This window comes from Paraeggerthella hongkongensis (assembly GCF_003726035.1).
Taxonomy (GTDB): domain Bacteria; phylum Actinomycetota; class Coriobacteriia; order Coriobacteriales; family Eggerthellaceae; genus Paraeggerthella; species Paraeggerthella hongkongensis.
Genome location: NZ_QICD01000005.1, coordinates 61,034 through 73,452 on the forward strand (window position 1 = coordinate 61,034; position 12,419 = coordinate 73,452).

The 12,419-nt window shown below is 63.9% G+C and carries 9 protein-coding genes; 8 read left to right on the top strand and 1 reads right to left on the bottom strand.

Annotated elements, in window-relative coordinates; genetic code table 11:
- Positions 1-1,515 (top strand): alanine/glycine:cation symporter family protein, encoded by a 1,515-nt coding sequence (locus DMP08_RS04230; protein WP_123191728.1) that lies wholly within the window; start codon positions 1-3, stop codon positions 1,513-1,515.
- Between the two features lie 55 nt (positions 1,516-1,570).
- Positions 1,571-1,846: a holotricin-3 gene (locus tag DMP08_RS04235; RefSeq protein WP_123191729.1), complete on the top strand. Its 276-nt coding sequence runs from the start codon at positions 1,571-1,573 to the stop codon at positions 1,844-1,846.
- Between the two features lie 101 nt (positions 1,847-1,947).
- Here DMP08_RS04235 and DMP08_RS04240 read toward each other — a convergent pair whose 3' ends face one another.
- Entirely contained in the window at positions 1,948-5,394 is a 3,447-nt protein-coding gene (locus DMP08_RS04240) for a DUF11 domain-containing protein (protein ID WP_123191730.1), read from the bottom strand.
- 268 nt (positions 5,395-5,662) lie between these two features.
- Here DMP08_RS04240 and DMP08_RS04245 point away from each other — a divergent pair, with 268 nt between their 5' ends.
- The 6 genes from DMP08_RS04245 (at position 5,663) to hisH (ending at position 12,419) form a co-directional block, all read left to right on the top strand.
- Entirely contained in the window at positions 5,663-6,556 is an 894-nt protein-coding gene (locus tag DMP08_RS04245) for a DUF2797 domain-containing protein (protein WP_123191731.1), read from the top strand.
- Between the two features lie 404 nt (positions 6,557-6,960).
- Positions 6,961-8,676, top strand: coding sequence for an ATP phosphoribosyltransferase regulatory subunit (gene hisZ / locus DMP08_RS04250; RefSeq protein WP_123191732.1), 1,716 nt, complete (start codon positions 6,961-6,963; stop codon positions 8,674-8,676).
- 4 nt (positions 8,677-8,680) lie between these two features.
- Positions 8,681-10,009 (top strand): histidinol dehydrogenase, encoded by a 1,329-nt coding sequence (hisD, locus tag DMP08_RS04255; RefSeq protein ID WP_123191733.1) that lies wholly within the window; start codon positions 8,681-8,683, stop codon positions 10,007-10,009.
- Positions 10,002-11,072 (top strand): histidinol-phosphate transaminase, encoded by a 1,071-nt coding sequence (gene hisC / locus DMP08_RS04260; RefSeq protein WP_123191734.1) that lies wholly within the window; start codon positions 10,002-10,004, stop codon positions 11,070-11,072. The genes hisD and hisC overlap by 8 nt, the downstream gene beginning before the upstream one ends.
- Before the next feature lie 2 nt (positions 11,073-11,074).
- Positions 11,075-11,677 carry an imidazoleglycerol-phosphate dehydratase HisB gene (gene hisB, locus DMP08_RS04265; protein WP_123191735.1) on the top strand — a complete coding sequence of 201 codons (603 nt, stop codon included), beginning with the start codon at positions 11,075-11,077 and terminating at the stop codon, positions 11,675-11,677.
- Positions 11,678-11,759: 82 nt separating this feature from the next.
- Positions 11,760-12,419 carry an imidazole glycerol phosphate synthase subunit HisH gene (gene hisH / locus DMP08_RS04270; protein WP_123191736.1) on the top strand — a complete coding sequence of 220 codons (660 nt, stop codon included), beginning with the start codon at positions 11,760-11,762 and terminating at the stop codon, positions 12,417-12,419.

The window sequence follows — 12,419 nt, forward strand, 5'->3', positions numbered from 1 at the left end:
ATGGACATCAACGAAATGCTGGTGAACCTCACCGGCGAGATAAGCGGGTACCTGTACACGTACATTCTGCTGATCCTGCTCGTGTTCGTGGGCGTGTACTTCACCATTCGCACGAAAGGCGTGCAGATCCGCTACATCAAGGATATGTTCACGCAGCTGACAGAGAAGAAGCACGTTCAAGGGGAGCGTTCCATATCGTCGTTTCAGGCGTTGATGGTCTCCACTGCCAGCCGCGTGGGCACGGGCAACATCGCCGGCGTGGCGACGGCCATCGCCACGGGAGGTCCGGGCGCGGTGTTCTGGATGGGCTTGATGGCGGTCATCGGCGCGGCTTCGGCGTTCATTGAGTCCACGCTCGCGCAGATCTGGAAGGTGCGCGGCATGGACGGCGAGTTCCGCGGCGGTCCGGCGTACTATATTGAGAAGGCGCTCGGCGCACGCTGGTTGGGCATCGTGTTCGCCATCCTGCTCATCCTGTGCTTTGCGTTCGGGTTCAACGGGCTGCAGGCGTTCAACGCGACGTCGGCGCTCGAGTACTACATTCCCGACTATGCCACGAACGGCGCGGCGGTGGCTTGCGGCATCGTGCTTGCCGTCATGACCGCGTTCGTCATTTTCGGCGGTGCGAAGCGCATCAGCATCATCACCTCCATCATCGTGCCTATCATGGCGCTCGGCTACATCGCCATCGCGCTGTGGACCACTATCGTCAACATCGGCGAGCTGCCGGCCGTGTTCTCGCTCGTGTTCGCCTCGGCGTTCGATTTCCAGTCCATCTTCGGCGGCTTCGCCGGATCGGTGGTCATGCTGGGCATCAAGCGCGGCCTGTACTCCAACGAGGCCGGCATGGGTTCCGCTCCGAACGCCGCCGCTACCGCCAGCGTGTCGCATCCGGTCAAGCAGGGCCTCGTGCAGAGCCTTTCGGTGTACATCGACACGCTGCTCATCTGCACGTGCTCGGCCATGATGGTGCTCGTGTTCTACGTGCAGGACCCCGAGGCCGCCGCCTCGCTCAACGGCATGCCGCTTGTGCAGATGGCCGTCAACAACTCGGTGGGCGAGATGGGCATTCACTTCATCACGTTCGCCATCTTCGCCTTCGCGTTTTCCAGCTTGATCGGCAACTACTTCTACGCTGAGAGCAACCTGCGCTTCATCAAGGGCAACAGCAAAGTGGTGCTTACGGTGTTTCGCCTGGTGTGTTTGGTCGTGGTGTTCTACGGCGCCGTCAACAGCTTCGACCTGGCGTGGAACCTGGCCGATATCTTCATGGGCTTCATGGCGTTGGTGAACTTGATCGCCATCCTGCTTCTGGGCAAATGGGCGCTGGCCGCGCTCGACGACTACACGCGTCAGCGCAAGCAGGGCATCGACCCGGTGTTCGTAGCCGACAGCATTCCCGGCCTGCCGAAGACCGACTGCTGGCATGTGTCGGAGGTCGAGGACTACGGCAAGCCTCCGGTCAAGGAGTATCTGGACGATGCCCTTGACGCGGAGTACGTGGGATTGAAGTAGCGAAAAGTCGGACGGAACGACCGTCCGAAGGCATGCGCGGGAAGGGAAGCGACTCATGGCAGGCAACGAAAGGCGTCCGGGAGACTGGCAACGCAAGGATCTGCGACAGAACGCGAACGACCTGGTAGAAGACGATGATCCTAAGAAGTGGTACGACCAGACCTTCTGGATCATCTTCTTCCTGGTGATCTTCTGGCCGGTTGGCATCGTGCTTGCATGGCGCAGCGATTGGCATATCGTCGCGAAGGTGCTGGTGAGCGTGTTCATCGTGGTGACCGTGTACTTCGCCTGGACGATGTCGCAGGCCGTGCAAGCGATGCAGGTTGGTTAAGCGGTTCGCTTGCCGCCATCGTTGAAGCGGGCTTTACGCAAAAAGAAGGGGACGGGATCCTGATTCGGATCTCGTCCCCTTCGTCGTCTGTTCCGGCGTGTCTACACCGCTCCTCTGTTTTCGTATTTCGTCTCCGAGGTGCACCAGGGCCATATGTCGTGGAGATAGCCCCAGCCGTAGCCCACCCAGTACACGCTTTCGTGCCGCGCGGCCGTAACGCCGCGCATCACCCGGGAAGTTTTGATGTCGTACACATCCACCGCAACGGTGCGCACATGGCGAACTGCCAGTTGGTCGCTTACTTTGGTGTAGCTTGCGTCGCTTACCACCACATGCGCGGGCGGCGCCTCCTTGCACTTCCATTGTACGAGAGGCTTCGGACGTCCCTTGGGGTAGTCGCCGGTATGGGTGTTTTCAGTGCGGACCGCTAGCATGGTGAAGCCGAGCGCGCGCAGTTCGCTGAAGACATTGCTTGCGTCGCCCATGTTCAGCCCGTAGTCGTTGAGGGGCTTTTGGCTGTACTTGATCTTCCTGATCTGGGGCAGGTTCGCTTCCATCTGCTGCCACTGAGCAAGATTGAGCTCGCCGGTGAACGAGTACATCAGCACGTCGTCGCGTTCCACGCTCTTTCCGAACGAGGCGTTTCCGAAGCGCGCGTCGTCGTACAGGCGACCGGACAGCGGTCCGGTGTGGCTGTCGAGCGAATACACGTGATCGTTGATCAGGCAGCGTATTTTGTTGCCTGCAAGCGGTTCGGTTGCTTGGCGCAGCGGGGACTTCGCGAAGACTTCCTTGTACTTCATCTCGGTTTGGTCGAAGACGCGTTCTTTCTGTCCGACCAGCTTCCGCAGCACCTGATCGGCCTGGGTCCTGAGGTCTTCTTTGGCGAGCTTGGCGTTGAGCTTCTCGGCATCGGTGCCGGTGCCCTCGACCGTCGAAAGGTAGGCCATGGACGACATGTAGCCGTACAGGTACGAGGTGATCATGCAGCCCAGGTACACGTCTTTGATCTCGAAGGTTTCCGGATCCCAGTTATAGTAGGTTTCGATCCAGTTGTAGTAGTCGCTCACCACGTCTTTGGTGCCGGTTCCAAGAATCATGCTGCCTAGGTTCACCGTGTCGGCGTACACGGTGGTGTTGAGCAGCCCGTTTTTGGCGTCGATGGCTTGCTTGAAGCTCGTCAGCGTCTTCTGGTTCTCTTCCGTCAATTCTTCGAAGACCTTTGCGTTCGTGCCTTCGTTCGCCAGCTCTTCCGGCGACATGGCGCCGATGGTGGCCGTGTACAGGGTGCCGTAGCTGTTCAGGTGGTCCATGAGCCACTTCACCTGGTACCAGTCCGATTCGAAGCCGCCGCGCTTGTCGATGGCGCGCAGTTGGATGGCCAGGTTGTCCACGCTCGTTTCCATGCGTGCGAGCTGGCCCTTCATCTGATTCAGCTCGTCAAGCACGTCCTTGATGTCGTATTGGGGGCCGGTTTCCAGCAGCGCGGCGATGATGCCCAGGATCTGCGAGATGCCCTGGCCTATGTCGGATAGGTCGGACGAGCAGAAATAGCTGATGGCCGAAACCAGCTTCTCCAGCACTTCGAACACCGTTTTCGCGGTGCGCATGTCGTCCTCTTGGCTGTAGAGCGCCGTTCCGCCCACGATGTTGGCCAACGATTCGTCGGAGAGGTTGATGGCGCAAGGCCCTTGGGCGATGCCCAGCTTGTTGAGCACCACGCCGTCGGCCAGATCGACCTCGTGACCGCGCATGAGCAGCGTCATCTCGTCGAGGAACTGCGCGTTCGCCTGCTCTTCGGTAAGGCCGCTCTCAGTGTACGCACCGTACCAGCCTTTCACTGTTTTGGCGTCGATGGCGAAATCGAAATCGAAGCCGTTCTTGCGCACCTCGGTGAACTTCACGGCTCCGGGATTGCTCTCCAACATGCCGGCGTCCCCGGTTTCGTTGGGGCTGTAATCCGGGGGGAGGGTCGGCGCCTGGCCGGGAAGGGATATCTGGGAGTTGCCGGTCAGGCTGAAGTCGGTGATGTTCACGCTGCCGTCCAGCGCGCCGAACTCAACGGTGTTGTGCACGACCAGGGAGCCATCCCCGTTTTTCGTGACGCTATTCGCTTTGACGGTGCCGTACGGAACGGCTGCCACGGCTTCGGCGGTGGAGACGGTGTCGTCGGTGGCATCGTCTCCGTCGTTGTAGAAGCTGTGCGCGATGGCGACGGGGGCTTCTCCGTCGAGGGCGGTCGGGTCGATGGCAAGCTGGTCGTTGGCGTCGAGGGCGGCGGACAGCGCCTTGAACTGGCCGAGCGGCGTGTCGGCGGCTGCCGTTACGGCAAGGGTGCCTCGCGTCGCGTCGTTCGCGTCGACGGCGAACGACGTAGCGGACAGGGACGGATCGGCGAAGGCGAAATGCGCAGCCTGCGCGCCCGCGGCGAACCGGCCGTTCTCGAGCGAGACGGGGATGGCGAACATCCCGTCCTTGTAGGAGCCTTCGGTAACATCGAACGTGATAAGGGCTTCTTCGGCGGCTAGCGTGGCTTCGCCGCTTATGCCGGCGTCGGCGAACGAGCCCGGGCCGAGGGTTATGACCCCTCGCGCGCCCGGCGCTCCGAGATCGCCCTCGAGGGTGACGGCGAGGACCGACCCTTCGGTGCCGTCGAGCATCGTTGCGGTTCCGGCGTGCTCGACGGAGGCGACGGACAGGTTCTTGAAGTCGCCGTCGAGCGACAGGGCACCAACTGACGGCTCCTTGGCGAACGGCAGGTTCGACACCAGGTTGATCCGTGCTCGCTTCGCGCCCGCAGAGGCGGCGGCTCCGTTGACGACCTCGACGTTCGCTTGCGAGAACGCGGCCTCCTGATCGGTTGATCCCACCGTGAGGGTGGCGGGGACGGTGACGCCGGGCTCGGCGCACGTTGCGGAGCCTTCGAGGATGAACGAGGTTGCGGCAACGGATTCGCTCGTTTCCGCGGCATGGGCCTCGCGCGGCGCCAGGGGCATCAGGCTCGCTACGAGCACGACGCCCATGAGCGTTCCCATAGCGCCCCTTGCCCGACGGCTGCGCGCCTGCTTGCGCGAGAACGTGGCAGCCGCCAGCGCGATGAAGCCCGCAGCCGCTGCGGCTGTCAGCGCGATGCCGGCTGCGTTTCCGTTGTCGCCCGTGGGCGCCAGCCGCTTGAACAGGGAGGACTCAAACAACACGCTCAGCTTCAATTCGATCGTTTCGCCGGCCGCCAGCGCGTCGACCTCGCGAGCCGTGGCATCGCCGTTGCGCGCCAGCTTCACGCCCTGCGGCAGTTGAGCCTCCAGCCGTACCTTGTTCCAGGTGACGGGCGTGTTGTTCGCAACGGAGAACGTGACGACCGCCTGATCCCCGGGTTCGTACGCGCTCTTGTCGAAAGAGCCGACGACCTGCGGGATCGAGGGATTTTCCGCTCCTGCCTCCTCGGCGTATGCGTGCATGGGAAGGATGCAGAGGACGGCGGTCAGGATCGCCGCGATCATCGAGAAGATGAGCGGCGCGGGAACGGAGGCCGGGGCTGAGCGCGTCATGATGCCTCGATTCTATGACAGAGGGGCCGTTTTGCTGGTAAACGCATCAACGATAATAGTATAAAGCACCGGGCACGAGCAAAGGACGCTTTCCTTCGAAGCGGATCGCTTCCGGCGGCGGGGTCGGGGGCGCGGCGGAGCCTCATGGTTCGGATGCGGGGGATTTTTGTCTTTTGCCCGATCGTTCTCGCATCGAATGATCCTTGTACGCTATCATTTCGAACGAAAAAGCGATCCAGTCCGTACGATTTTGCACAAGGATGCCGACATGACGAATTTTCTTCACGGCCGCACGGCCGTTCTGGCGGGGCATGGGTTCGATGAGAGCGGTCCCTATCTGTTGATCAACGACGTGGACCGCGCGGAGCAGCTGCGCTTCTCGGTTCTGGGCAAGACTTTCTCGCTCAAGCGGTTGCCGCGTCGCCGCTGCGTGGGGCGTTTCGACTTGGAAACGCAGGTGAAGAGCACGTGCCCGCTCAACGTGGAGCTGCTTCCCGATGCGAAGGAGACGATGTGTCCCGCCTGCATCGAGGCGACGGGCTTCAATCCCTCGTTCTACTATGCCGACTTCATCTCCGCCCAGCAGCGTGCTTACAATCTGACGCCGCATTTCACGTACTTGGCCTACTTCTCGCCCCAGCACGTGAAGGCCGGCATTTCGTCTGAAACGCGCGGCATCGAGCGCCTGCTCGAGCAGGGCGCTCGTGCGGCTCGCATCGTGGGACGGTTCGGCTGTGCGGACGATGCGCGCGAGCTGGAGGCCGCGCTGTGCTCGCAGCAGGGCGTTCTGGAAACCATGCGCGCTTCCGTGAAGACGAAGCTGCTGGTGGAGGCGCGGTTCGACTTTTCCGAGGCGAAGCGCGTTCTTGACGCTACGGCGGAGCGCTTGGGCCTTGAGGACGCCGAGCCGGCGCAGGATCTTTCGCCCTACTATTTCGGCGGTCCGTCGCCTGACGTGCACGATCTGCAGATTCCCGATGGGCACGAGGGCGAATGCGGCGGCCGCTGCATCGGCATGGTGGGCGGTGCGCTCGTTTTCGAGCAGAGCGGCGCCAACTACGTGGTGGCGGTGAAGGATTGGGAGTCCCATGAGGTCGAGCTTCTAGAGGATGAAGTCATCTGCGAATACGCCTTCGAGCCTCAGCAGTTCTCGCTGTTCTAGACTGGTTGCGGGCCGCTGCGCGCATGCGGCGGCCCTTGTCGAAGGTGGACGAATAATCGAGTTTTGCGTTCGTTTGCTCGCGTCGTATCCCAGCGATCGATTTCCCCACCAGGCACGATGCTGCCAGCTGCTTCCTCGATCTCTGGCTCTCTTGTCGAATCCGGTGCATTCCCGTGATATTCGTCCATTGCTCTCGAAGTCATGGAACCGTGCTGGCTCGCGGCGAAATCGTGCACAGGCGGGCTTCTCGCTACCGTTCGCGTCGTAAAATGGAATCGCTCCTATATTTCTGTTGCTTTACTACTCTACTGTGATAGAGTATCGTGCATAGAGCGGCATTGACGGCGCCGCAGCGAAATGCGACGCGCAGGCATGATGCCATGACGGGCAGGGAAGAGGGAACGATGAATTTTGCAACGCCGGCGGGTTTCCGGGATGTGCTTTCCGACGAGGCTCGACAGCGCGAGCTCATTGCGCGCGCGGTGCAGGATCGGTTCGCGGCGTGCGGTTATGCGCCCATCGAAACGCCGACGCTCGAGGCGATGGACGTCATGCGGGCGAGCGGCCGTTTGCCGGGCTCGCCTTTCAAGTTCTTCGACTCGCAGGGCGATCTGTTGGCCATGCGCCCCGATGTGACGCTGCAGGTCGCGCGCATGGTGGCCACGCGCTTGCCGGGTCAGCCCGGGCCGTTTCGGTTCCGCTACATGCAGCGCGTGTTCCGCGAGGCCGAAGTGGAGCTGCAAGCCGCCGCGCGCGAACTTACGCAGATGGGCGTCGAGTGCATCGGCGTGTCGGGTCCCGAGGCCGATGCCGAAGTAGTGGGACTTCTTGCTGAAGCGCTTGCGCTTGCCGACGTGCGGAACTGCACTATGGCGCTGGCTACCGTGGGCGTGTTGCGCGCGCTTCTGGAGGCAAGCGGCGCGCCGACTTGGTGGAAGGAGCAGGTGCTCGATGCTTACCACGCCTCGAACTTCGTGGAGTTGGATCGCCTGACAAGCTCCGAGGGGGCGGTCCCGCCGGTCGACTCCGTTTCGAATCCCGATCGCTTCACGGGTCGCGTCGCGGTTCCGCCCGTGTTCGCCGCCGCCATCCGCGCGCTGCCGCGCATTCGAGGCGGCCGCGAGGCCATCGACGAGGTGCGCGCGCTCGTGGCGCCCTTGGGCTGCGAAGACGGCCTGGACGATTTCGCCCGCACGTACGATCTGCTTGCGCAAGCCGGGCTCGGCGCGCGCATTTTGATCGATTTCTCGGTCATGAGCTCGTTCGATTATTACACGGGCATCGTGTTCGAAGCCTACGCGCCCGGCCTGGGCGCTCCTTTGGGCAGCGGCGGCCGCTACGACAACATGATCGCCGCATACGGCCAAAGCCGCCCCGCTGCCGGCTTCGCGTTCTTCCTGGAGCAGGCGATGGCCGCCGCCGCGCGCGAGCGCGCCGCTGCAGCCGCCGACGAGCGTCCCTTGCGCGTCGCGGTCCCCAAGGGCTCCCTGAACAAGGACACCGTCAAGGCGCTCGCCGAGGCGGGCTTGGACGTATCGGGGCTGGCCGATCCCGGCCGCCAGCTCATCATCAGCAATCCCGGCGTGGACTACGTTATCGTGCGGCCCACCGACGCGCCCGTGTTCGTTGCGCTGGGCGCCGCCGATTGCGGCATGTGCGGGAAGGACTCGCTTTTGGAGGCCGCGCCCGACGTGGTGGAGCTGGTGGACCTGCGCTACGGCGCATGCCGTTTCGTGGTGGCGGAGCCTGCCGGCGCGGCCGAGGCCACAGCGGCGCATCATCGCGAGCTGGGGTCCATCCGCGTGGCTACGAAGTACCCGCGCATCACGCAGGCCCACTACGCGAAGACGGGCACGCAGGTGGAGATCGTGAAGCTGCACGGCAACATAGAGCTGGCTCCCCTGACGGGCATGGCCGAGCGCATCGTGGACATCACGGCCACCGGCACCACGCTCAAGGAGAACGATCTCGTGGTGGTCGAAGAGGTGCTGTCGTCGACCGCTCGATTCTTCGCGAACGCCTGCGCGTTCCGCACGGACGCGCGTATCGTACAATTGGCTCAAGCATTGCAGCAGGGCGCGGATGCGCCCGCATCGCAGCAGAACGCAGAACAGGAGTAAGCCCATGCGTCGTGTCATCCTTCAACCTGGCGAGATCTTCTCGAACGCGCACCTCAAGCGAACGGGCGCGTTCAACGCACCTGCTCTTGCGGCGGCCACCGACATCATCGAGGACGTGCGCGAGCGCGGCGATGCGGCGCTGCGCGACTACACCGAGCGCTTCGACGGCGTGCGCGTGGAAGATTTCCGCGTGCCTTATGCCGACATCGCCGAAGCGGTGACCCGCGTCGACGACCGCACGGTCAAGGCGCTGCGTCAGGCGGCCGACCAGATCCGCGATTTCCACGAGCGCCAGCGCCAACAAAGCTGGTTCACCGTGCGCGAGGACGGCGCGCTCGTGGGCAGCAAGGTGGAGCCTCTGGAATCGGTGGGCATCTACGTGCCGGGCGGCCGCGCGCTCTACCCGTCCACCGTGCTCATGAACGCCCTGCCCGCTGCCGTGGCCGGCGTGCCGCGCATCGTGTGCGTGACGCCTCCCGCTCCCGGCGGGGGCGTGGACGCGGCCATTCTGGAAGCCTGCCGCATCTCGGGCGTGACCGAGATCTACACGGTGGGCGGCGCCCAGGCCGTAGGGGCGCTGGCGTACGGAACCGAGTCCATCGAGCCGGTGGCGAAGATCACGGGCCCGGGCAACGCGTACGTGGCGGCTGCGAAGAAGATCGTCTCGGGCGACGTCGGCATCGATATGATCGCCGGGCCCTCCGAAGTGTGCGTGGTCGCCGACTCCACGGCCGACCCGGCGCTTGTCGCCATCGATCTCATGGCTCAGGCGGAGCACGATCCCTTGGCGGCATGCTACCTGGTCACGTTCGACGAAGCGTATGCCAACGAGGTCGAGCGCATGATCGAGCGCCATCTGGAATCGTCCACGCGCGCCGAGATCACGGCTGCGTCCCTTGCCGATCAGGGGCTCGTGGTGGTGTGCAAGACCATGGACCAAGCGCTCGAAGCCGTGAACGTCATCGCGCCCGAGCACTTGGAGCTGCACGTCGACCACGCCTTCGACCTTCTGGGTGCCATCCGCAACGCAGGCGCCATATTCTTGGGCGCCTGGACGCCCGAGGCCGTGGGCGACTACGTGGCCGGTCCGAACCACACGCTGCCCACGGGGGGCACGGCGCGCTATGCGAGCCCGCTTTCGGTGGACGAGTTCGTGAAGAAGTCGAGCGTCATCCAGTACTCTTCGGCGGCGCTCGCCCATGATGCGGAGGCCGTCATGACCATTGCGGACCACGAGGGCCTGTGGGCGCATGCGAAGAGCGTGGAAATGCGCAAGAACCTTCTGGAGTGCGGCAACGTGTTCGGAGCCGGGGACGGCGGTGCCGATGCGTAGCGTGCGCGGCTCCGCGCCTCAGCTGGCGAACCTGGTGCCGTACGACCCCAAGTACCTGCCGGCCGAGGCGTTTCTTTCGGCGAACGAAAACCCCCACGATGTGGACCAGGACATACGGCACGAGATCATGCGCGAGGTGAAGCGCCTGCCGCTCAATCGCTATCCGGATCCTTTGGCCAACGATCTGCGCGACATGATAGCCGAGGCGAACGGGCTCGACCGCGACCAGGTGCTCGTGGGCAACGGGGGCGACGAGCTTCTGTTCGACATGGCGCTGGCGTGGGGCGGCCCCGGTCGCACGTTCTTGAACCTGCCGCCCACCTTTTCGGTCTACGACAACAACGCGCGCCTGACGGGCACGACGGTGGTGGACGTGCCGCGCTGCGCCGATTATTCCATCGACGAGGATGCGGTCCTGGCGCGCGTGGCGCAAGGCGATATCGACTACCTGGTGGTGACCAGCCCGAACAATCCCACGGGGCAGCTGGCGAGCGAAGCTTTCATATTGAAGCTGCTGGATTGCACCGACGCGCTCGTGATGGTGGACGAGGCGTACTTCGAGTTCTCGCGGCAAACCATGCGCCCGTATCTCGACCGCCACAAGAACCTGGTGATCCTGCGCACGTTCTCGAAGGCGTTTTCCCTGGCGGGCGTGCGCATGGGCTATCTTCTGGGCGACGCGGACGTGGTGCGCGAGTTCGCCAAAGTGCGCCAGCCGTATTCGGTCGACGCGGTGTCCCAGGCGGTGGCCCGGGTGGTGTACCGCAATCGTGCGAAGTTCGAGCCCGGCATTCGGCGCATCATCGAGGAGCGCGCCCGCGTGATCGAGGGGCTGCGGAAGATCCCCGGCGTGAAGCCGTTCCCGTCGGATGCGAACTACGTGCTGTTTTGCATGGAGGACGCGGCTCGGGCATGGGAGGCGCTGTATGCGCGCGGCATCTTGGTGCGCGACCTTTCGCGCGCGCCGCATCTGGAGGGTTGCCTGCGCGTGAGCATCGGCGCGCCGCAGGAGAACGATCGGTTTTTGAGCGCGTTGCGCGACATCGTCATGGAGAAGAGGTAGCAATGGCCGAGCAGGGATCGCGCGTTGCGCGGATCGAGCGCGTCACGAACGAAACGCAGATCAGGCTGTCCGTCGATCTGGACGGAACGGGGCGGGCCGACGTGGAGACGGGCATCGGGTTCTTCGACCACATGCTGTGCGCGTTCGGCCGGCATGGGCTCTTCGATTTGGAGGTGCGCGTCAAAGGCGACTTGGAGGTTGACGGGCATCACAGCGTGGAGGACGCCGGCATCGTGCTGGGACAGGCTTTCGCCCGCGCGCTCGAAGACAAGCGAGGCGTCCGCCGCTTCGGATCCATCATGCTTCCCATGGACGAGGCGCTGGTGCTTGCGGCGTGCGATCTTTCGGGGCGCGGGCAGCTGCACTGGGACGTGGACGTGCCGCCCGTCATGCTGGGAGGGTTCGACGCAACGCTGGCCAAGGAGTTCTTCATCGCGTTCGCCGCGAATGCGGGCGTGACCCTGCACGTGCGGAAGTTGGCGGGCGAGAACGTTCACCATGTTCTGGAGGCGGCGTTCAAGGCTGCGGCCCGCGCGCTGCGCGAAGCGGTGGAAGCCGACGAGCGCGCGGCGGACGATCTGCCCACGACGAAGGGCGCTCTGTAGGCAGCGAGAACTTGCGGAAGGGGCGGGGCTCGGGAGGCTGCCGCCGACGGCATCGGCAAGGCGAGACGGGAATGCGCAAACGATGATAGCAGTTGTTGATTACCATAAGGGGAACCTGAAAAGCGTGGCGCGCGGTTTGGCTGCGGCGGGCGGCGAGGTGCTGGTCACCGACGATGCCGCGGTCATCGCGACGGCCGACGCCGTGGTGCTGCCGGGCGTGGGGGCGTTCGCCGACGCGTCGACCTCCATGCGGGAGCTGGGCCAGATGGACGTCGTGCGGGCCCGCATCGCCGCGGGCGCTCCCTTTCTGGGCATTTGCCTGGGCCAGCACCTCATGTTCGAAGAGGGCGTCGAAGGCGCCCCCGAGGCCGATGACGAAGCGTCGTCGCACAATGCGCCCGGCCTCGCCGTTCTTCCCGGCGTGGTGGCCAAGATGCCCTCCGTCGATACGGCGGGTCGGCTTCACAAGGTGCCCCATGTGGGTTGGAACACGGTGGAGGTTGCGGATCCGTCCTGCCCTTTGCTCGAAGGCATCGTTTCGGGCACCTATTTCTACTTCACGCACAGCTACGTTGCGCCTTCCGGGCTCTTCGTTGCAGCTGAGACTACGCACAGCGCGCCGTTTCCCAGCGTGGTGCAGTACGGACAGGCGGCATTCGGCGTGCAGTTCCATCCCGAGAAAAGCTCGGATGCGGGCGCGGCGCTGCTGCGCAATTTCGTCGACATCGTGAAAGGGGCTTAG

Bases quoted from the DNA above. Each gene is read 5' to 3' on its own strand.
- DMP08_RS04245 (WP_123191731.1), top strand. From the start codon at position 5,663: ATGACGAATTTTCTTCACGGCCGCACGGCCGTTCTGGCGGGGCATGGG.
- hisD (WP_123191733.1), top strand. From the start codon at position 8,681: ATGCGTCGTGTCATCCTTCAACCTGGCGAGATCTTCTCGAACGCGCAC.
- DMP08_RS04230 (WP_123191728.1), top strand. From the start codon at position 1: ATGGACATCAACGAAATGCTGGTGAACCTCACCGGCGAGATAAGCGGG.
- hisH (WP_123191736.1), top strand. From the start codon at position 11,760: ATGATAGCAGTTGTTGATTACCATAAGGGGAACCTGAAAAGCGTGGCG.
- DMP08_RS04235 (WP_123191729.1), top strand. From the start codon at position 1,571: ATGGCAGGCAACGAAAGGCGTCCGGGAGACTGGCAACGCAAGGATCTG.
- hisZ (WP_123191732.1), top strand. From the start codon at position 6,961: ATGAATTTTGCAACGCCGGCGGGTTTCCGGGATGTGCTTTCCGACGAG.
- hisB (WP_123191735.1), top strand. From the start codon at position 11,075: ATGGCCGAGCAGGGATCGCGCGTTGCGCGGATCGAGCGCGTCACGAAC.
- hisC (WP_123191734.1), top strand. From the start codon at position 10,002: ATGCGTAGCGTGCGCGGCTCCGCGCCTCAGCTGGCGAACCTGGTGCCG.
- DMP08_RS04240 (WP_123191730.1), bottom strand. From the start codon at position 5,394: ATGACGCGCTCAGCCCCGGCCTCCGTTCCCGCGCCGCTCATCTTCTCG.